We start from the raw sequence: 20,175 nt of genomic DNA, 5'->3' as shown, positions 1-20,175 counted from the left end.
GTATAGTCCTGACCATACGGCACCGTATGGAGGCGTCATGAGAACACCCGTCTACTGGTCGTCCGCCCTGGAGGACATCCCCGCGCCCGACTACGCCGACATGATCGTCGGCGTGCTGCCGCCCCGCGCGACCGACGATCCGCGGGTCTGGGCGAAGACCATCTTCTCGATCAGGTCGATGCCCCGCTGGATCACCGCGGCCATGGGGCTGCGGCAGGCGATCGTGCCGCTGATCGGCATCCCGCGCGCGCCGCGCGACGTCTTCCGGGTCGGCCGCGTCGAGGGGGACGAGGCGCTGATCGCGGCCGACGACCGGCATCTCGACTTCCGCTGCGGCGTGGGGGTCGACCGGGAGGCCCGGCTCGTGCGGGTCACGACCACGGTCCGGCTGAAGGGGTGGCGCGGCCGGCTCTACTTCTGGCCGGTACGCCTGGTGCACCCGATCGTCGTCCGGGCCATGCTCCGTTCCGCCCAGCGCCGCCTGGGAGCGCCTAGAGGGTGACGACGACCTTGCCCGTGGCGTGGCCCTGCTCGACGTGGGCGACGGCCTGCGGCACCTCGTCCAACCGGTACGTCCGGCTGACGACCGGGACGACCTCGCCCGCCTCGACGAGCCCGCGTACGGCGGCCAGCGCGTCCCGGTCCTCGGCCGTGACGAAGTTGACCAGGCGCTGCCGGACGAACGGCTTGGCCGCGAGCACGCGCAGGATGCGCCCGGACGGCCCGAGGAAGGCCCCGCCGCCGGAGCCCGAATTGGGGATGTAGGTGCCGGTACGGGTGAGGACTCGCAGGCAGTCCGACAGGCGCCGGTCGCCGACGTTGTCAAGGATGAGGTCGTAGCGGCCGGTGTGGTGGGCGAAGTCCTGCCTGGTGTAGTCGATGATCTCGTCTGCCCCCAGGGACGCCACCAGCTCCGCCTTGCCGCCGCTGCACACGCCCGTCACCTCGGCGCCCAGCGCCTTGGCGATCTGCACCGCGAACGTCCCCACCCCGCCCGCCGCGCCGATGACCAGCACCTTCTGTCCCGGTTTGACCTCGCCTCTGGTGGCCAGGGCCTCGTAGGCGGTCAGCGCCGCCGACGGCACGGCCGCCGCCTGCTCGTACGTCGTACCGGCCGGCTTCGCCAGCAGCGCCTTGTCCTGCGGGACGGCGACGTACTCGGCGAAGGCGCCCTGGCAGTGGCCGAACACCTCGTCGCCGATCTTCAGCCGGGTGACGTTGCGGCCGGTCGCCTCGACCTGCCCGGCCAGGTCCATGCCGAGCCCGCCGAACCTTGGCCGGCGCAACCCGGAGACGGCCCGCATGACGTACGGCAGGCCGCGCACGTAGTGCCAGTCGCCGGGGTTGACGGCCGCCGCCCGCACCCGGACCAGCACGTCGTCGTCGCCGACCGCGGGCGGGTCGACCTCTCGCAGCTCGATGACGGTATCGGGCGGCCCGTAGGCGGCGTAACGGATGGCCTTCATGGCACGCTCCTACTCGACGGTTCTCAGGATCTGCTCGATCGACGCCGTACGGGCGCGCAGCTCGGCCAGGTCGGCGGCCGAGCGCTGCTGGGCGTCGAGGGTGTTCTCGGCGAGCTGCTCGAACCGGTGCACCAGCCGACGCAGATCGTCCTTCTGCATGGCCTCCAGCTTCGCCTTGCGGAAGTCGAAGAGGCCGACGATGACCAGGCAGATCAGGAAGCCGGTCACGAGCAGCACGCCGAGGATGAAGATCACCTCGGGCCAGGCGGTGGGCATCAGGGGCGCTCCTTGGGCTCCGGGTCGGGCGCGGTGAGGGTCTTGGCCGCCTCGGCCAGCGCCGCGGCGGTGAGGTGGAGGTCGAAGTCGGTGACTTCGTAGTACTTCATGGCCTTGCCGTCCTCGGAGAGCTCCAGCGTGCCGACGATCAGGCCGGCCGCTTCGAGCCGCCGCAGGTGCATGTGGAGGAGCGGACGGCTGACGCCGATCTCGCGGGCCAGATGGCTCACGTAGTCGCGGCCGGCGGACAGGGTCGCGAGGATGCGCACCCGCAGGGGGTTGGCCAGCGCCGCCAGCATCTCGACCAGTTCGTCACCGGTCGGCCCGGCATCCGTCATGATTTCCCGTCACGTGAAAGGTTTTCCTTACACGTCCGAGCGTACCTCGCCCAAGGACGGTTTGGACAGACGAGTTTCAGGCGATCTGTGCGGAGCCGCGGGCCTTGCGCCGCTCGCTCGTGGGCCTGCGCCAGTATGTGAGGAAGCGCAGCACCCACTCCACCGGCCCGTACCGGTGTCCCTTGAGCCACCAGTGGCTGTAGAGCACCTGGACGACGAAGATGGCCAGCGCGATCAGCACCTCGACGGCCGGGCTGACCCGGTCCACGAGGGCCAGGCCGTAGCCGGTGAAGATCAGTGAACAGATCAGCGACTGGCCCAGGTAGTTCGACAGGGCCATCCGTCCGGGAGCCGCCAGGGCCCGGCCCACCCGCGGCAGGTACGGCAGCACCCGCAGGAACGTGGCCGCGTACGCGGCGGCCAGCAGCGGCGCGGTCACCAGGTCCACGGCCTCGCCCAGGAACTTGTTCACCGTGCCGTTCCAGGCAGACTGCGTGTAGACGAAGGCGCCGGTCAGGCCGACCGTGAACCCGGTCCACTGCAACCTGCGCAGCGCCACCTTGTGCGCCGACAGGTTCCGCAACACGCCCAGCTTGCCGACGGCCAGCCCGATCAGGCACGCGGCCAGCACTGCCGGCCCCTGGAACAGCACGCGCAGCAGGACGATCAGCGACAGCTTGCGCATGTGCTCGGAGATGATCTGCCAGAACACCCCGCCGAGCGCGGTGTCGGACCTGGCGGCCTCGGCGGTGCCCTCGGCGACCGTGCCGGACGCGTCGAGGCCGACCATCGCCAGCAGGGCCAGCATCAGGAACCCGAACGCCAGCATCAGCGTCAGCAGCCCGGCCAGCACGATCGCGGTCTTGGGGCCGATCCTGCGCAGCACCAGCAGCGCGATCCCGACGAAGGCGTACGTCGTCAGGATGTCGCCGGGGAACAGCAGCACCGCGTGGGCCAGGCCGAGCAGCAGCAGCCCGGCCAGGCGGCGCAGGAACATCGGCACGAACGTCCGCCCCTGCCGTACGGCCGAGTCGAGCTGGAGCGTGAAGCTGTAGCCGAACAGGAAGGAGAACAGCAGGTAGAACTTGTTCTCCATGAACAGCGTCACGAGCCAGCGCACGACCCAGTCGAGCGAGGAGTCGAAGCCGGGCTCCGCCATCCCGGCCATCCGGTAGCCGGAGGCCAGGAAGGCGATGTTGACGACGAGGATCCCCAGCAGGGAGAAGCCACGCAGGGCGTCTACAGAAGTGATCCTCGCGGCCGCGAGTCGTGCGTCGGGCATGGCGGGAAGTGTCTCCTGTGTCCTCATCAGGCGTACATCATCCCGCAAAACCTTAGCGTTTCCTGTGAATTCAGTTATTTAGTGCTATGTGGATGAATCTCTCAATGATCACTGCTACAGAGATCAAAAACGCCGGGATGGCCAGGAACATCAGCCCTCTGCGCGCCCGTCGCGCCCGGTTCGGCCCGTTCAACCCGATGACCTCGTAGCCGAACAGCGCCACCCAGGTCACGACCAGCGCCCCGATGCCGACGGGCGTCCACGGTGAGGTGGGGTCGCCACGGCCCTTGTAGGGGTTCGGATCGGGGATCTCCGTCCCCTTCACGAACTTCTTCCACGTGTAGAGCGCGGCGTCCTCGTTGGAGAAGACCTTCTTCAGGTCGGGTGAGGCGTCCAGCGCGGCCCGGAACCGCTGCCCCCAGTCCTCGGGGAAGCCCTCGTTGAGCTGCAGGTAGCTGACCTGCCCACGGCTCACCATCAGGTACGAGTTGCGCGGCTGCTCCTTCAGCTTCGCCACCGCGTCGGCGATCTGCGTCGGGTCCTTGTGCACCAGCGCCTGCACGCCGAAGTTGACCAGCTCGACGTCCCGTTCGCCCCACGGCAGGGTGGGCGTGACCTCCGGGCCCTCCTTGGGCACCAGGTAGAGCACCTTGGCGCTCGGCTTGTCGTGGTCGTACACGTAGTGCAGGGCGGCCACCTCGCCGGTGGTGACCCGCTCGAACTTCTCGTTGCCGTACCGGGCCAGCAGGAACGCGAACGCGAACAGCACCGCGAAGCAGGCCGCGAGCACGACCGAGAGCTTCCTGGTCAGCTCGGGGTTGAAGCGCACGTTCCGTCTGCGCAGCGGCACGGTCTCCTCGCGCACGTCCGCGCTGTCGGCCGGCAGGTTCGGGAAGAACGCGTACGCGGCCAGCAGGCAGGAGCCCGGCAGCGCGAACATGTAGATGCGCAGGCCGATCTCGCCGCCGTAGCTCTGCAGCCCCAGCGCCAGCACCGGCACGCACAGCAGGATCAGCGCGGACCGGTCGAACACCCCGCGCCGCAGCCGCCGGAACAACCCGGCCGCCGCCAGCGAGAGGATGACCCCGAGGATGCCGAGCCGCGCCTGCAGCACCATCGCGTGCGCGGGGTCGCTGCCCTCGACGCGGTCGGAGGTGGCGCTGCCGATGTTCTGCCAGATCTTGCCCAGACCGCCGAAGATCGCGTCGATCTGGCCCGCCCAGAACCCCACCGTCATGTAGCTGATCCACGCCAGCGTCACGAGCCCGAGGAAGAACGGCATCGCCCACGACAGCGAGGTGCGCTTGAAGATCAGGAACGCCGTCACCACGCCCATCATCATGAACGGCGTGATCTGGTGCGAGGCCACCGACGCGAAGAACAGCGCCAGCAGCATCAGCAGCATCAGCAGCTTGTCGGCCCGGTAGGTGCCGGTGTTCACGATCTCGCCGGGCGTCATCGCGTCGAGCTTGCCGAGCAGCTTGCGCAGCCCCTTGGGCGGCACCGGCTTCGTACGCGGCTCCACCCGTCCGAACCACCGCAACAGGATCGCCACGAACGCCAGATAAAGGGCGAACGTGAACCCTTGCGGCGAGAAGTAGTCCTGCCCGATCCACTGCACGAGGATGAACAGCAGCGCCGCGAACCAACGGGCCCGCGTCGTCGCCACCACCTGACGCAGGATCAGGACGAATGGGAGCAGATAGAGCAGGTTCGACAGCAGCGGCGTCCATTGCAGGATCGTCGTCATGTCGGTGATGCCGGCGGCCTTGGTGACGAACGCGAACAACGCGAAGAAGCCCGGCCAGCCCATGCGGGCGTCGATGCTGATCGCGGTCTCGCCCGTCCGGGAGATGAACTCCACGAAACCGGCATGGATGTACGCCGTGGGGAAACGCGGCTCGCTGGCCACCAGCGCGCCCGCGCCGTGCAGGGCGAACGTGATGGCGGCGATCTGGAACAGCAGCAGGAACTTGCGGTCGGTGCTCTGGGCGACCGTGACGAAGAACGACGCGATCATGATCAGGATGGCGATGAACGCCGTCGTGGGCAGCGCCGAGATCAGGCCCAGGCCGTTGATGTTCGCCGGGTCCACACCCCGCAGCGGGCCCGGGGGCACGCGCAGGGCGAGGATGTACATGAGCAGGCCCTCAAGCACGAGGACGACGGGCAACCACTTGGGCGCGCTCGCGATCAGCGCCCCGACCCGCCCCCCGGCGACCCTGCCCTTCTGCCCCGCAGCGACGGGCGCGCCTCCGGAACCCGGTCCCTTACCTGCGGGTACGTCGACCCGCTCGACAACCGGAGCCCCAACCGGAGCCCCCACAACCGCAACCCCCGGCCCCCCGGCAACACCGCCACGGGAAGCACCCCCCTCGGCGGCACCACCCCCGGAAGCACCGCCGGCGGTAGCGCCACCTCCGGGAACGCCACCAGCGGAAGCGCCACCAGCCGGGCCACCATTAGCCGCACCGGCACCGGCGGCACCGGCAACGGTCGTCCTGGAACCGGGCGCGCGGAAGGCGACGGTCCGGCCGTCAGCCTCTCCGGCCTCAGGCCCTTCACCCTCAGCCTCGCCATCACGGCCGACCTCGCCGACCTCGCCGGCAGCACCGCCAGCACCGGCGACCTTGGCACCGGCCTCACCGGCACCGGTCCCACTGGCGCTGGTCCTACTGGCGTTCGTCGCCTCGGGGCTCGCCCCACCAGGTCGGCCCGCCGTGGAACCGGCTCCCTCGGAACCGGCACCAGCGCCGGACGCGCCTTCGCTCGTCACGTCGGCGGTACCCGCACGGCCCGCTCCCGCACCGGCCGCACCGGCGCCCTCGGGGGCCGTCGAGCCGGGGTGTGCGGCCGTCTCCGAACCCGCCGCGCCTTCGCCGGACGCCTCGGGAGCCGGACTCTTGGCACCCCCGGAGGCGGGGGCCTGAGAGGGCTCCGCGGTCGACATGGGCATGGTTCCAGCCGCCGCCGACCCCTTCGGGGCCGAAGCCGGACCACCCGACGCCGCCCCCTCCGGGGACGGGGCCGGTGCGTGCGGCGCCCTGGCGGTGAACGCGTTGGGCCCGGAAGTCTTCGGCTGCGCCTCCGCGCCACGCTCCGCGAACGCCTGCGGAGGCCCGGAAGAGGGCTCGTCAGCCGTGGGAGGGTGGCCGATGTGCACGTTCCCGGGGATGCGGAAGGCCGTCGTCGCGTCGGCGTTCACTTCGGCAGAGGAATCAGCCGAATCCGAATCCGAGGAGCCGGCGGCGTCCTCGTCGGACGCGCCCTCCTGGCCGCCGTCGAACGTCAGCCGCGGGATCACCCCCGTGGCCTCCGGATCGAAGGGTGCCTCTGTCTCCTCACCGGCGTCCTTGCGAACGTCGGGAGAGCCGGTTTTCCCCTTAGTCATGCCATCGCCGTCCCGTTGCCTCACGTTGACCATCATGCGGCCCCGGACGACCCCTGAGTGACAGTCGGCTGCCCAGTTTCACCAAAATTGAGTATTTTGCGTAGATTTCCGAAGATCAAAAGTGCTACCAGCAGCTCACTGAAGAGCAGTCCGTAGCCGACGGCGTTCACCCCGAAGCTGGGGAACAGCGCCACCGTGGACACCAGCACCAGCACCGCCAGCCCGATCTGCACCAGCGCCAGCGTGCGCGCGTGACTCTGTGCCCGCAGCGCGCTCAGGTACACCTCGATCAGCACCCGCGGCAGCACCGCCAGCGCCATCAGCCGCAGCAGCGTGGACCCCTCGTCGGCGAACTCGGCGCCGAAGACGGTCAGGATCAGCGGCGCCCCGATGATCGCGACCACGATGATCGGCGTCACGATCATGAAGCCGCGCCGCAGCGCCCGCCGGCAGTTCAGGGCCAGTTTGGAACGATCGAAGGACCCCTCGACCGTCAGCGACACCGCCATGTTCATGGCCAGCAGCTCGATCATGCTGGCCAGGGTGTGGGCCATCGAGAAGCGCCCGAACGTGGCCTCGCCCACCTTGGTCGCCACGACCACGGGCACCAGGTAGACGATCGCCAGGATCGACAGCGTCCCGGGGAAGTCACCGGCCAGGAACCGGCCGATCTGCCGCAGCCGGGGCGGTTCGTGGGCGGTGCCGAGGCTCTTGACGTGCCGGGGCACCACGACGCCGAAGATCAGCCAGTTGACCGGGATGAGCGCGAGCGCGGTCGGGATCATCCACGAGACGAAGATCCCGCCGTCGGGCAGCGCACTGGCCAGCGCGACCAGCAGGCCCATCTTGACCAGCCCGAACACCAGGTTGTTGACCGGCACCCAGGTGGCCTTGCGCAACCCGGTGAGCACGACGTCCTGGAGCGTGAAGACGGCCCACACCAGCACCGAGGCGAGGAAGAACAGCCCTGGCCCGAAGCCGGCCAGCACCGAGTACGTCTTCCCCCACAGCGGCAGCGTCAGCAGGAAGCCGAGCGCCGCGACCCCGCCCGTGGCGGCGGCCAGGCCGTAGCCGCGCAGGATGAGCTCGGGGGTACGCCGCCCGGCCACCGGCAGGAAGCGGGCCAGCGCGCCCACGAAGCCGAGCGCGGTCAGCGACGCGAACAGCCGCATCGCGGTGATCACCGCCTGGCCGCGCCCGAACTCCTCAGGGGTGTAGAAGTGCGCCGCCAGCAGCCAGTAGCCCATGCCGAGGGTGCCCGTGACGACCGTGTTGGCCATCAGGGCGTAACCCTGGCGGAAGAGCGGATTGCTGAGGTCGCGGAGGATCTTTTCCCGCAGGCTAGACATTTCCGCGCACCCGCTGCAGCCCGTACCTCGTCCGCCGGACGACCGCGTACCCCTTGGTGAGGATGCGTTCGCGCAGGTAGATGAGAGGTACGGCGTTGCCTTCGACGGCGCGTCTGAACATGCTGATGGTCGTCGGCTTGCCGACCGTCAGCCGGGGGATGGCGAGCATGTCGTGGCGGTCGGCCGCGATCGTGTTGCTCACGGCGCAGGCGGCGAAGTAGCCGGCCTTGCGCACCTCGTGGCGGACCCGGGCGCTGGAGTAGCCATAGGGGTAGGCCATGGTGGCGACCGGCGCGCCGATCTTCTCCTCCAGCAGGCCCTTGTTCCTGCGCAGCTCCTGCCGCAGTTCGTCGGTGCGGAGCTGGTCGAGCTGCGGGTGGCTGTGGCTGTGGCCGCCGATCTCGATGCCGTTCTGGGCGGCCTCGCGGGCCTGGCCCCACGACAGCATGTCGTCGAGTGGACGGCCCGCCGCGTCCTTGCCCGCGTCGGACACCCAGCCGCTGGTCAGGAAGACCGTGGCCGGGAAGTTGTAGCGGTCGAGCAGGGGCAGCGCCTGGCTGTGGAAGTCGGCGTAGCCGTCGTCGAAGGTCAGGACGATCGGCTTCTCCGGCACCGTACGGCCGTCGATCTTGTTCAGCGCGGCCACCAGGTCGCCCAGCGTGAGCGGGGTGAACCCGCTCTCCGACAGGTAGGCGAGCTGCTCGGCCAGGTCGGACGGCCGCACGGCGTGCGGGCGCGTGTCGTCGTTGGGGGTGTCGCTGACCGAGTGGTACATCAGGATCGGAATGCGGATCATGAGCGTGCCGCCTTCAGCCTTGCCGTGCCCACCACGTAACCCCAGGTCGTCCAGGCCAGGCCGACGACGATCGCCGCGGCCCTGCCGAGCCCGGACAGGTCGCCGCGCAGGGCGTCGCCCACCCCGCGAAGCGCGCCGAGCGGCAGCGTCTTCATGGCGTGGGCGCGCTCGCTGGCCAGCCCGTCCTGGGTGCCGACCTCCCGCGTGACCAGGGCCTTCGACAGGCCCTCCGCGTAGCACCTGGACCTGAAGTAGGCGAAGCCCTCGCGCTGCCTGGACACCTTGTGCCCGATGACCGCGCGGGGCTCGAACAACATCACCGAGCCCGGCTTGCGCTGGCTCAGCCTGATGCAGAACTCGGTCTCCTCGCAGCCCAGCGGGCGCGACTTGCGGCCCTGCACGCTGCGGCCGATGCCGCTGTGGAAGCCGCCGACCTCGGCGACGACCTCGCGCAGGAAGGCGGCGTTTCCGCCCATGACGTTGCGGATCGGCGCACGTACCGCGGGCATGCCGCGGTACGTGCACCCGACCGTCCAGTCGAACTCGTACGGGAACCAGCGGGGCCGGCGCTTGGACGCCCACAACGGGTCGGTACGCCCGCCCACGCCCACCACACCGGATTCCTGGAAGCCCTCCTCCAAAGCCTCCAGCCACCCCGCTTCGGCGACCGCGTCGTCGTCGAGAAACGCGACGATCTCACCGGTGGCCGTGGCCACGCCGGTGTTCTTGCCGCCGGACAACCCCTGCTCGTGCGTGTTCTCCACCACAATGGCCTGTGGATAGGTGCGCTTGAGCTTCAGGTGCAGGTCCGGATTGTGGTCGACCACCAGGATCAGCTCGTGTGCCGGGCGGCTCTGGTTCTCGACCGACTCGACTGCCTGCCTGATGTCCTCCCAGCGCTCTTCTGTGTAGACGCAGATGACAACAGACGTGTTCACAACGGTTCCTCTTACGCGACGCCTCGGTCAGCGGCGGGAGTGGCGGTGGGCTCAGGCTGAGGGGCGGAGGGCTGGCGGCGCCACTCCTTCAGGATCGTCTTGAGCACACGGAAGCCATCTCGTACGGCACGCAGGTTGCTCTCGCCATGAATGCGGTTGCGCTCGTGGCTGGGCACCTCGTGCACCTTCAGCCCGGCCTTGGCCGCGCGCACGTTCATCAGGGTCTCGACCTCGAAGCCGTCGCAGTCGAGGTCGAGCACGTCGAGGTGACGCGCCCAGAACGCGTTGTAGCCGTAGCACAGGTCGGTGTAGCTGGTCTTGTACATCACGTTGACGATGCCGGTGAGGACCTTGTTGCCCAGGCGCCGGTTGAGCGTCAGGTCGTCGCTGCCGCCGCCGGCGGCGTAGCGCGAGCCCTTGACGAAGTCGGCCCCGGTCACGAGGGCGCCCACGAACGAGATGATCTCGCGGCCGTCCGTCGAGCCGTCGGCGTCGATCATGACGATGATGTCGCTGGTGCACGCGGCGAAGCCGGCGGAAAGGGCGTCGCCCTTGCCCTTGCCGGTCTGCGTGACGATTTTCACGTTGGGCCGCAGGCGCTTGGCGACCTCGACGGTGTCGTCGACGGAGTTGCCGTCGACGAGCACGATCTCGTCGACCCACTGGGGGATCGTCGCGAAGACGTGCGGGAGGTTCTCGGCCTCGTTCATCGCCGGTACGACCACGCTCACCGTCGGGGAAATGGCCAGGTGAGGGGTGACCGGCGTGAAGCTGGAAGGCGGAGGCATGGAGCGCAAGGGCGACTTCTGGGCCTTGCCGTTGTGCTTGGTGATCTCGGGACTCATGGCGAGGGATATCCTTCCGGGACCCGGCCCTGCTCACCGCCCGGAGTCATCCCCGGGTGCTGCGGGAATGGCGGAGCCGTCGAGCGGTGCACTTGGGTCCTGTGGAGTGAGGGTGTGCTGGTGCCGGGGGGTGGTGCCAGGAGCGCTCAGCTCGCTCCCGTTGGTTCCTTGACTACATTGGGTGACTCCTGTTGCTGCTGCATCGAGGTGCGCACCCGACCAAAGCCCTTGAGGACGCGGTCGGCCGCCCTATAAAGAGACGGTCGATCCATCACGATTGTTCGAGCTTTGTTGAAAGGAGTTCGGCCCATCCAGTGGACGGCCGCTGTCGCGGACGGTCGTGAGATGCGGCCTTCGGCGACGTACAGGACCCCACTCTTGAGCCAGTCTTTGTACTCCTTGCCGCCCTTGCCCATGTCGACCATGTGCATCCCGTCGTTCGCGGCGGCCTCGGCCATCTGCAGGTGATGGACGATGCCGGGCGAGTACCGGGCGTACTCGGTGTCGTAGGCGGGGAACCACCCTACAAGGGTCGTGGCGGTACGGAGGCCGAAATGCCCAGCGACGGGCACGTCCCCGGCATAAAGCATGGTGAGGATGCCCGAGAAATCCGATGATTTCTCGGCATGCATCATGTCGATCAGTTCGACGATCCACGGCTGCGCGAACCGGTCGACCCGGCCGGTGCGCCGGTACTGGTCGGACTTCCAGGTCAGCAGCGTGCGCAGGACCTCGGGGTCGGTCGCGTTCCACTCGAAGCGCAGCCCGCCCTGCTCCCGGCCGAACTTGCGCTCCTTGTAGCGGACGGTCTTGAGGTTCTTGGGAGAGTTGACCTTGACCTGCTCCAGCCATGAGTCGAAGCCGGAGGTGAAGTCCATCACGGGGGCCGGGCGCACGTCGGCCTCGTACGGGGCGAACGTCGGCTGGCCGGCGACCAGGTGGTCGAAGTCGAAGACGCTGAGCTTGCAGGCGCGCAGCAGGTCCTTCGCGTCGAGCCGCAGGTCAGGCACGGCGATCAGGCCGTGGCAGGTGGTGAGGAAGCCGCCGAGCGGTTTCCCGATGCCGAAGCTGTGCCGTTCGTACGGGAAGAACCCGGCGATGCGGTTGCCGTCGGAGATGACCGCCACGCGCACGTAGTCGCGCAGCCGGTCCATCGCGACCGCGAACTCGACCGAAAGGAACGGGTTGTCCAGACTCGGGTCGGCCTTCTGGAGCTCGCGCCATCGGGCGCGTTCGGAGTCTCCGAGGTCTCTCGGGCGCACTACCTGGATGTTCACCTTGCCCTGGCCCCCTGTTCGGTCTGCATGTTCTTCCCCCGGTACAACACGCGAAGCACGTACATGAACCCTCCGAGCACGGCGACCGTCGCGACCCCGGCTCTGGGCGACCATGCGTTGAACAGCAGCATGGCTTCGGCGAGGAGCACGTTCAGGACGAGGCTGGCCGCGGCTCCTACTGATAGTGCGGCAAGCGGGTCACGATCGCGCAACAGTCCCACGACCGCCGCCCCCGGAACCACGAGAAGGAACAAGGAGATCAAGAGCGGGCGCAGCGGGGTGTCGAGGTCGAACAAGGCGACCACGGCCCCCGCTATGCAGGCGAGTGCCAGCAGCCATGCCAGCGCTCTGCGGTGCTTGAGCATCTCCTGTTTCTCTCCTGCTCTTTCTGGTTAAGACATGATTGATCCACTTTCATGGGACCAATCCGGGTCCGGACACGTCAATGCCGACGCTTGGAGAGCCGCATAGGTTCACCGGCATGGCGAAGTTCTTCATGTGACTTCCGCCACGTGACATGGTGACTCCGGGTTTCCAGGCGTGTTCCCCAAGCTAACCAGAATGCCCTATGTGGCCTATGATGTTCGAGCCAGGGTCCTGTTTATCCCGTTATGTCCGTTCTAGCTGGGAGGCTGTTCGTCACCCTTGTGGTGCCGCGTCCACATTCGACGACTGGTCCTCGCTCGGCAGCTCGGACGGCTCGGGGGTGGCCGGCGGGTCGGACGGCGGGTCGGTCTGCGGGGCGCGGTCGGCGTTCCAGGCCAGCGAGCAGGTGGCGGCGCCGCCGTTCGAGGTGAACGCGACCCGGCCGCGGCCCGCGGCGCTCGGGTCCAGGACGGTCACCCAGATCGACACCGAGCGTCCCGCCTTGACCGAACCGCTGGCCGGGAACACGTCCAGGCCCTGTGACGCGGTCGCCGTCCAGGAGACCGCGGCGTTGCGGGCGCGCAGCCCGATCTTGGCGGCGCCGGCGATCGAGCCGGGGCACGACGTGCCGAGCCGGGCGACCGGCACCGGCCTGCGGCGGACCACCGTGGGCGCGGCCGGCCCGCGACTGGGCCGCCGGGCGGACGGCCGGGCCGTGGGCGTGGCGGCCGGGGACGTCTCCGGCCCGCCGTCGCTCGGCGTGGGCTCGGGCGTCAGGTCGTCGTCCGGCTCCGGCTCGGGGTCAGGCTCGGGTGTGACCGCCGGCTCGACGGAGGAGAGGGCGGGCGTGGGCGTCACGGTGAACGCCGTCTGCGCGGTGTCGCCGCCGTTCATCACGACCACCGCCCCGGTCGCGGCCAGCACGCACGCCCCGGCCAGCACCACCGGCCCGAGACGGCGCGGACGGCGGCGGCGCGAGCGCCGCTCGGCCACCACCGGGAAGCCGGCCCTGTCGAAGCTGTCGCCGCGGTCGGTGATCAGCGTCCTGGTCTGGTCGCGTTCGGGATTGACGCAGGTGTCGATCACCCGGCGGCGCAGCGAGATCGGCGGGAACTCGACCGGCACCAGGTCGAGCAGCCGCGACGCCGAGATCTGCCGGTGCTTGCCCTCGGTGCACACCTCGCACCCGGCGATGTGCCCCGACAGCCGCCGCCGCAGCAACGGCGTGAGCGGCCCCTCCCACGAATCCACCATCGCCGACAGATCCGGGCAGTGCGCGCGGCCCGTCTTCGCCAGGACGACCGCCGCGGCGGCGTTCTCCAGCTGGTCGCGGGCCCGGCCGAGCCGCGTGGCGGCCTGACGGGAGGTCAGCCCCAGCACCGAGGCGACTTCGACCGGCGTCAGGCCGTGACGCACCGACAGCTCGACGATCTCGCGCTCGTTCCCGCTCAGCTCGGCCAGCGTCTCGCGGACCAGCTCGGCCAGCTCGGAGTCGGGCTGCCCGGCCGGGGGCGTCCGCGGCACGCCCCCGGCGGGCGTGCCGCGATGCGCCATCCTGGCCCGGACCTGGAACCTGGTCAGCGCGTACAGCCAGGGGCGCAGGCGGCCGGCCTCCTTCAGCCGCTCCACGCAACCCTGCGCGGTCACCAGGGCGTCGTGCACGGCGTCCGCGGCCGCCTCCCGGTCGCCGATCAGCGAGAAGGCGTAGTCGTGGAGCCGTTCGCCGTAGGAGTCGTACAGGTCGGCGGGGGCGTCGGTGTCGGCCCGTCGCAGGGCGTCGACCAGCTCTTGATCGTCGGCGCGGCCGACCGTCGGCCATCCAGGCACGGATTCCCCTCCCCGCGGGTGAACGGGCGCTCAAAGCACCCACGCGGGAGAGGACGCCGCCTCGATCGGCCAGGTTGACCGGCGCGGCCCCGGCCATGCCCAACAGGCATGACCTCGTGATGGTTGTGACGGGAGTGGCTCAGCCGTCGCAGCTGGGGGCGCAGAGCCGGCGTTCCATGCCCTGCAGGAAGAAGTCGCGGACCTGGAGCACGTCCTTGGCGATGTAGGCCTCGCCGCCGGTCGTCTTGGCCAGCGTGTCCATCTGCTTCCTGCCCGCCTCGGCCTCCGGGCCGAAGGCGATGAGCAGGATGCTGATCGGCCGCTTCGGGTTGTAGGTCTTCTTGAGGTACTGCAGGATCTGCGCGTTCGTGACGCCGCCGTCGGGGTCGTCGTTGCCGGCGCCGTCCGTGAGGATCAGCAGCGTGTTGATCTTGTCGTCCTGGTACGTCTTCGTCAGCTCGCCGTAGGCCGCCCTGATGGTGTCGTTCAGGCCGGTGTCGCCGGTGGCCTTGGCCTGGATCTGCCCGAACTGGGCGGCCAGCGCCTGCTTGCGGAGCACACCGTCCGTCGACTCGGCGAGCGGGCCGACCGAGACGAGTTCCTTCCAGTCCTTGCCCTGTCCGTCCATGTGCGTGGAGAACGTCCACAGGCCCAGCTCGGAGTCGGCGGGGAACAGACCCAGCCCCTCCATGGCGATCTTGTTGATGGCCTGCATCCGGGTCATGTTCGTGCCGGGCACGGGCAGCGCCATCGTGCCGGAGACGTCGAGCAGGGTGAGCAGGCGGGTGCCGAGGTTCAGCCGGGACCAGGTCTGCACCATCGAGGCCACGGCCTTGGCGTCGGGCTTGGGCAGCGCCTCCGGCTTGTCGGGGACGAACCCCTTCTCCTTCGACAGCGCGTCGCCGGCCTTGCCGTCGGCGCTGCGGAAGCCCGCGGCGCGCAGGGTCTTCTTGGCCGCGTCCGTGCCGAGGTCCTGCCTGAAGTCCGTGGCCGCCTTCTGGACCGCCGGGTCCTTGGTGAGGACCGTGATCGGGTAGTCGAGGCTGAGCGTGCCCTCCTTGGGATAGAGGGCGACCACCGGGGCCTCGGGCTTCTTGGCGTTGTGGGCGTAGACGGCCTGCTCGGTGGCCACGCCGACCGGCACCCTGCTGCCCGACTTCACCGTCAGGCTGGCCAGCAGCGCCGCCGGGTCGGAGGCGAGCTGGCCGGAGATCTCCTTCAGCGCGCCCACCAGCGCCTTGTCCTGCTTGGCCTCCTTGGCCGAGGTGGCGGCGGCCAGCAGTGCGGCCAGCCCGGCGGAGTTCTTCTGCGGGTCGAGCGCCAGCACCCGGACCTTCCTGCCCGGTCCGTCGGGGTTGGCGACGTTCGCCGCGGCGATCATGCCCGCCCAGCTCGGCGTGAGGCTGCCGGACAGCTTGGCCGCGGCGGACTTGGCGGTCGCCAGCACGACGGGCGAGACGGCGACCGAGCCGGCCGGCTCCGGCAGCGCCGAGCCCGCGGGGGAGTTGCGGACGTTGCCCACCAGCAGGCTGGAGTCGGCCACCCACACGTCCGCGGCGGACTTGCCGGCGGCCAGCCCGTTCGCGGTCTTGGCCGCCCCTTCCTTGGCCACGGTGACCTCGACGCACTTGCTGTCGATCGAATGCATGGCCTTGGTGTAGCTGGCGGCGATCTTGCTGAGCGCGGGGTGGATGTCGGGGGTGGCCACGACGCGCAGCGGCAGCTTGCCGGCCGAGCAGTCGTGCTCGCGGTTGAAGATCACGAACGCCGCGACGCCGAGGAGCACGGCCAGGGCGACGGCCCCGGCCAGCGGTACGAGCACTCTGCCACGCCCGCTGACGGACCGCCTGCGGGAGGGGGGTTCCTGGGCTCGGTAGCCGCCATCGAGCTCGTCTGTCCGGTGTCGCCCCACGATGTCCTCTTGGTGTCCTCTTAGGCGTTGAGACCTTCCGGAGACCCTAGCGGGAGTTGCTCCGCAATACTTCGGGAACGATACTCGGTGGACTCTGTGTGGCAAAACCGCTCTTTTGGTGCGCCTATTACGGAGAGTGGCGCTCAGTGGCAGCAGGCGTGACCGCGCCAGGCGCGCGCCCCCTCACGCACGGCGACCGCCGCGAGGGCCACCGCCATGGCCGGATCCACCCACCACCAGCCCAGCGTGTTCAGCCACAGGCCGACCAGGACGCCGGCCGCCATGGCGGCGCAGATCAGGTTCTGGGTGCCCTCCCCGGACGTCGCCGCCGACGCCAGCCGCGCCCCCAGCCGCCGCTTGACCAGCCCCAGCGCCGGCATGCTGACCAGGCTGACCGTCGTGACCACGATGCCGAGCACGGTCGGCGTGGCCCGGTGGCCGGCGTCGAGGTCATGCGCGACGTGCCCGACGAGGTAGGGCGCGAGCAGCCAGAAGCTCACCGCCACCGCGCGCCTGGCGGTGGTCTCGGCGTGCGGCGAGAGCGTGCGGGCGCCGGTGAAGCGCCACACCACGATCAGGCTCGCCCCCGCCTCGGCGAAGGCCGACAGCCCCCAGCCGATCAGCGCGACGGAGTGTGCCGACAGCCCGGCGGCCAGGCCGAGCGTGCTCTCCACGGCCAGCCAGGCGAGCGTGGCCACGGAGAGCGCACGCGCGGCGCGGGCGGCCCGCAGCCAGTCGGCCGTCGCGGCCGGATGCTCATGAATCCGCTGGTCAGACACCATGAACCCCCGAACTTCCGGCTATCCGGCCGTCGACAGCGTTACGTAACGTACCCATGACTCAGAGTGACTTTAAGGCCTGTGCGGCAAAGGATGTTCAAGATTCACCGGATAATGGCGGTCATCGTCCGGGGGAGGGGTCGTGCCGTTCACGCCGAGTCACATCGCCGCCGTGCTGCCGCTGGTGGCCTCCGAACGGGCGCGGCGGTTCGCCGATCCGTGGGCGCTCGCGCTGGGGGCGATGGTCCCCGACCTGCCGATCTTCCTGCCGTTCCTGCCCGTCTACGGGAACTGGCACTCCTGGCAGGGCGTGCTCACCCTCGACGTGGCCGCCGTGCTGCTGCTCCTGCCGCTGTTCCACCTCGTGCTGCGCGATCCGCTGATCTCGCTGCTGCCGCCGTCGCTCACCGGCCGGGCCGCGCTCCTGCGTCCGGTCCGGCTCAGAATCCTGCCGGTGGCGGCCGGTGGGGTGATCGGCGCGGCCACCCACGTGTTCTGGGACTCCTTCACCCACTCCTACGCCTCCGCCCGCTGGGGCGCCTGGCCGGACACCCTCGTCTACGGCACGACCAGGCTCTTCAGCGTGTTGCAGTACACCTCGTCGGCCGTCGGGCTGACCGTGGTCGTGTGGTGGGCGTGGCGCGCCCTGTCCAGGAGCGAGGCGGCCCACGTGCCGGGCCGCCTGCGGCTCGCCCCCGCCGCACGGTGGGTCGTGCTGGCCGCGTGCGCGCTCGGCATCGTCGCCGGCGCCCTGCTGTGGCCGCTGGTGGACGAGCCCAACCCCGCGCTGGGCTTCAGGAGCGTGGTCACCAAGACGGGCGCCGGCACCGTGGTCGGGCTCTCGGCCGTCCTGGTCTGCTACGCGGTCGTCTGGCAGGTCAGGCGGCGCATGGCAGTATCGGAAGGTGCCTGACTACGTGTTCGACGCCGACGACCCCCGAATCGCCGACTACACCCGGCTGCGGGACGTCGAGCTGCGCAAGAGCCTGGAGGCGGAGCGCGGCCTGTTCCTCGCCGAGGGGGAGAAGGTGATCAGGCGGGCCGTCGCCGCCGGCTACCCCATCCGCTCGGTCCTGACCACCCGGCGCTGGTACGAGTCGCTGTCCGACGTCATCGGCGACGCCACCGTCTACCAGGTGAGCGACGAGCTGATGACCGGCATCGCGGGCTTCCAGATCCACCGCGGCGCGCTGGCCTCCATGCAACGCCTGCCGCTGCCCACGGCCGCGACCCTGATCAAGGGCGCCCGCCGGCTGCTGGTCCTGGAGGACCTCGTCGACCACTCCAACGTCGGCGCGATCTTCCGCTGCGCCGCCGCGCTCGGCGTCGACGGCGTCCTGCTCTCGCCGCGCTGCGCCGACCCGCTCTACCGCCGGGCCGTCAAGGTCTCCATGGGCGCGGTCTTCTCGATCCCGTACGCCCGGCTCGACGACTGGTACACCGGCCTCGGCGAGCTGCGCGAGGCCGGGTTCCAGAGCCTGGCGCTGACCCCCGACCAGAGCGCGACCCCCATCGACCGGATCGCGATGGGCGACCGGGTGGCGCTCCTGCTCGGCGCCGAGGGCGACGGCCTGTCCTCCCACTGGCTGCACGAGGCCGACCACGCGGTGTGCATCCCCATGAGCCCGGCCGCGATGGACGCCGGCGTCGACTCGCTCAACGTGGTGGCCGCGGCGGCGATCGCCTGCCACGGGCTGATGCGCCCGGCCGGGCGCTGACCTCCCGGCGAGTGGGTCTGGTGGCGTCTCGACCAGCCGTGTAACCCTGTAATCATGCAGACCTTGTTCGAGCACGCCGGCGGCGAAGAGGGCTTACGCCGCTTCATCGAGATCTTCTACCGCAGCCTGCTGACGGACCCGCTGCTCCAGCCGCTGTTCGGTGAGGGCAAGGCGGGCCACGTGGACAACCTGACCGCCTTCACCGTCGAGACCTTCGGCGGCCCCGACACGTTCTCGGCGGAGATGGGCGGCTTCCCGCTGCTCATCGAGGCGCATCGCGGGCTGGCCATCGAGGAGGCCCAGCGGCTGCGGTTCGTCGAGCTGTACATGCGGGCCGCCGACGAGGCCGGGCTGCCCGGCGACGAGCCGTTCCGGGCCTCGCTCCGCTCGCACGTGGAGTTCGGCACGCAGGTCGCGCTCCAGAACTCCCACGCCGAGACCGACGACCAGCTCCATCCGCTGCGCGAGGTGCCGCGCTGGGACTGGGAGCAGCCGCCGCGATAGCCGGTTCAGGGGCGGTCGGTGTCCTCGGTGAGCCAGTCGGGGTAGGCGTCGATGTCGTGCAGCACCGGCTGGGAGTCGACGGCGCCGCCGTTCGCGACGATGTGCGCCTCCAGCGCGGCGGCCCGCTCCCGCGGGGTGATGAGCGTGAGCTGCCAGGAGTCCCCGGCCTCCGCGGCCGGGGCTTCCGCGATGTCGATCGAGGTGGCCAGCTCCGCGAGCAGGATCGTGTGCGCGAGCGCGGCGGCCTGCTCATGGCCCTCGATCGTCGTGCGGACTTCGATGAATTCCGCCATGATCTTCCTTATTGCGGAGGGGTAGATTCACCACCCTATCTGCGTGAATCGACCCTGGGGTCGGCTTCGGGGGGCGAAGTCCACCTGAGTGGTTTCAGTTCGCGATCAGCGGGTACCCAGGGCCGGCCGCCTCAATCGCGAACCGACGGCCGTGATCGCGCTCCCGCCGGCCGGGCTGTTGCCTTTCGGGCCGGCGGAGGACCGTCACCCGCCCGGGATACGGCAAGATGTGAGCTGCCGATCACCGAGAGCGACCTACGGAGGTCCTGTGAAGCTGGCCTGGATCATCGCGGCCGCGGCCGCGGCGACCCCGTACGCGTCGGCGGCCTCCCCCCTGTGGGCCGCTCCCGACCAGCACGCCCTGACCTGCGCCGTCAGCTCACCTGACGGCCGGCCGCTGACCTTCAGCCCGCGCGTCGGCCTGACCGCGAGGCCGGTGTCGGTCCGCGGCAACCTCCAGCTCACCGGCTGCCTGTCGGGCGACGGCACGGCCCCCTACCTGCGCTCGGGCTGGGTCACCCTGAAGAGCGTCGGCCAGGCTTCGTGCGCGAGCGCCCGGCACGTCCACGGCGCCGTCCGCATCACCTGGTTCGGCCTCGACGGGCGGCCGGTCGGCACCTCGCAGGTGCGCGCGCGGGCCGACCGGCTGGCCACCCAGAGCCCGGCCGACAGCTTCCTGACCGGCACGGTCGCCTCGGGGCCGCTGTCCGGCGAGCACGTCCGCGGCTCGATCACGCCCGCCATGGGCATCCTGGCCTGCGCGACCGGGGGCCTGAGCACGCTGCCCGCGGCGGGCCGGCTCACGTTCGGCTGACCCT

General features: G+C 70.1%; 20 protein-coding genes. 5 read left to right on the top strand and 15 right to left on the bottom strand.

What is annotated here, in order from left to right; genetic code table 11:
• Positions 1-37: 37 nt before the first annotated feature.
• Positions 38-502 (top strand): DUF2867 domain-containing protein, encoded by a 465-nt coding sequence (locus ACIA8R_RS09305; protein WP_364084554.1) that lies wholly within the window; start codon positions 38-40, stop codon positions 500-502.
• Here ACIA8R_RS09305 and ACIA8R_RS09300 read toward each other — a convergent pair.
• From ACIA8R_RS09300 to ACIA8R_RS09235, 14 genes are all read right to left on the bottom strand, one after another.
• Positions 492-1,466, bottom strand: a complete 975-nt coding sequence (locus ACIA8R_RS09300) for an NAD(P)-dependent alcohol dehydrogenase (RefSeq protein ID WP_397037558.1) — start codon at positions 1,464-1,466, stop codon at positions 492-494. The genes ACIA8R_RS09305 and ACIA8R_RS09300 overlap by 11 nt on opposite strands.
• A gap of 9 nt (positions 1,467-1,475) precedes the next feature.
• The gene (locus tag ACIA8R_RS09295; RefSeq protein ID WP_357699267.1) at positions 1,476-1,742 is read right to left on the bottom strand and encodes a hypothetical protein; all 267 of its coding nucleotides are present in this window, start codon (positions 1,740-1,742) and stop codon (positions 1,476-1,478) included.
• Positions 1,742-2,080: a winged helix-turn-helix domain-containing protein gene (locus tag ACIA8R_RS09290; protein ID WP_357699269.1), complete on the bottom strand. Its 339-nt coding sequence runs from the start codon at positions 2,078-2,080 to the stop codon at positions 1,742-1,744. Before ACIA8R_RS09290 ends, ACIA8R_RS09295 begins: the two co-directional genes overlap by 1 nt.
• Positions 2,081-2,156: 76 nt before the next feature.
• The gene (locus ACIA8R_RS09285; RefSeq protein ID WP_364084546.1) at positions 2,157-3,362 is read right to left on the bottom strand and encodes a DUF418 domain-containing protein; all 1,206 of its coding nucleotides are present in this window, start codon (positions 3,360-3,362) and stop codon (positions 2,157-2,159) included.
• A gap of 70 nt (positions 3,363-3,432) precedes the next feature.
• On the bottom strand, positions 3,433-5,535 hold the full coding sequence (locus tag ACIA8R_RS09280; RefSeq protein WP_397037556.1) for a hypothetical protein: 2,103 nt from the start codon (positions 5,533-5,535) through the stop codon (positions 3,433-3,435).
• A gap of 1,250 nt (positions 5,536-6,785) precedes the next feature.
• Positions 6,786-8,102 (bottom strand): lipopolysaccharide biosynthesis protein, encoded by a 1,317-nt coding sequence (locus ACIA8R_RS09275; RefSeq protein WP_397037554.1) that lies wholly within the window; start codon positions 8,100-8,102, stop codon positions 6,786-6,788.
• Entirely contained in the window at positions 8,095-8,898 is an 804-nt protein-coding gene (locus tag ACIA8R_RS09270) for a polysaccharide deacetylase family protein (RefSeq protein WP_357699276.1), read from the bottom strand. The genes ACIA8R_RS09275 and ACIA8R_RS09270 overlap by 8 nt, the downstream gene beginning before the upstream one ends.
• Complete coding sequence (locus ACIA8R_RS09265; RefSeq protein WP_357699278.1) at positions 8,895-9,836, bottom strand: glycosyltransferase family 2 protein; 942 nt, start codon at positions 9,834-9,836, stop codon at positions 8,895-8,897. Before ACIA8R_RS09265 ends, ACIA8R_RS09270 begins: the two co-directional genes overlap by 4 nt.
• A gap of 11 nt (positions 9,837-9,847) precedes the next feature.
• Positions 9,848-10,681 (bottom strand): glycosyltransferase family 2 protein, encoded by an 834-nt coding sequence (locus ACIA8R_RS09260; protein WP_357699280.1) that lies wholly within the window; start codon positions 10,679-10,681, stop codon positions 9,848-9,850.
• 146 nt (positions 10,682-10,827) lie between these two features.
• Positions 10,828-11,943 (bottom strand): GNAT family N-acetyltransferase, encoded by a 1,116-nt coding sequence (locus ACIA8R_RS09255; protein ID WP_364084536.1) that lies wholly within the window; start codon positions 11,941-11,943, stop codon positions 10,828-10,830.
• 11 nt (positions 11,944-11,954) lie between these two features.
• Positions 11,955-12,323: a hypothetical protein gene (locus ACIA8R_RS09250; protein ID WP_125636955.1), complete on the bottom strand. Its 369-nt coding sequence runs from the start codon at positions 12,321-12,323 to the stop codon at positions 11,955-11,957.
• Positions 12,324-12,597: 274 nt separating this feature from the next.
• Positions 12,598-14,151 carry a sigma-70 family RNA polymerase sigma factor gene (locus tag ACIA8R_RS09245; RefSeq protein ID WP_397037551.1) on the bottom strand — a complete coding sequence of 518 codons (1,554 nt, stop codon included), beginning with the start codon at positions 14,149-14,151 and terminating at the stop codon, positions 12,598-12,600.
• 139 nt (positions 14,152-14,290) lie between these two features.
• Positions 14,291-15,973 carry a substrate-binding and VWA domain-containing protein gene (locus tag ACIA8R_RS09240; protein WP_364084530.1) on the bottom strand — a complete coding sequence of 561 codons (1,683 nt, stop codon included), beginning with the start codon at positions 15,971-15,973 and terminating at the stop codon, positions 14,291-14,293.
• A gap of 233 nt (positions 15,974-16,206) precedes the next feature.
• On the bottom strand, positions 16,207-16,845 hold the full coding sequence (locus ACIA8R_RS09235) for a hypothetical protein (protein WP_397037549.1): 639 nt from the start codon (positions 16,843-16,845) through the stop codon (positions 16,207-16,209).
• 139 nt (positions 16,846-16,984) lie between these two features.
• On the opposite strand from ACIA8R_RS09235, the gene ACIA8R_RS09230 reads away from it, so the two are divergent.
• The 3 genes from ACIA8R_RS09230 to ACIA8R_RS09220 are packed head-to-tail and all read left to right on the top strand — an operon-like array spanning position 16,985 to position 19,064.
• On the top strand, positions 16,985-17,755 hold the full coding sequence (locus tag ACIA8R_RS09230) for a DUF4184 family protein (protein WP_397037547.1): 771 nt from the start codon (positions 16,985-16,987) through the stop codon (positions 17,753-17,755).
• Positions 17,748-18,560 (top strand): RNA methyltransferase, encoded by an 813-nt coding sequence (locus ACIA8R_RS09225; protein ID WP_364084521.1) that lies wholly within the window; start codon positions 17,748-17,750, stop codon positions 18,558-18,560. Before ACIA8R_RS09230 ends, ACIA8R_RS09225 begins: the two co-directional genes overlap by 8 nt.
• Positions 18,561-18,614: 54 nt before the next feature.
• Positions 18,615-19,064: a group II truncated hemoglobin gene (locus ACIA8R_RS09220; protein WP_357699295.1), complete on the top strand. Its 450-nt coding sequence runs from the start codon at positions 18,615-18,617 to the stop codon at positions 19,062-19,064.
• A gap of 5 nt (positions 19,065-19,069) precedes the next feature.
• Here ACIA8R_RS09220 and ACIA8R_RS09215 read toward each other — a convergent pair whose 3' ends face one another.
• Positions 19,070-19,357 carry a hypothetical protein gene (locus ACIA8R_RS09215; protein ID WP_364084518.1) on the bottom strand — a complete coding sequence of 96 codons (288 nt, stop codon included), beginning with the start codon at positions 19,355-19,357 and terminating at the stop codon, positions 19,070-19,072.
• A gap of 268 nt (positions 19,358-19,625) precedes the next feature.
• Between ACIA8R_RS09215 and ACIA8R_RS09210 the strand changes: the two genes are divergently transcribed.
• Positions 19,626-20,171: a hypothetical protein gene (locus tag ACIA8R_RS09210; RefSeq protein WP_364084515.1), complete on the top strand. Its 546-nt coding sequence runs from the start codon at positions 19,626-19,628 to the stop codon at positions 20,169-20,171.
• Positions 20,172-20,175 lie beyond the last annotated feature (4 nt).

It is taken from the genome of Nonomuraea sp. NPDC051191 (assembly GCF_044455665.1).
In the GTDB taxonomy this organism is placed as follows: domain Bacteria; phylum Actinomycetota; class Actinomycetes; order Streptosporangiales; family Streptosporangiaceae; genus Nonomuraea.
Note: the sequence above shows the minus strand (reverse complement) of the source record. Positions and strands in the feature narration are given on the sequence as shown.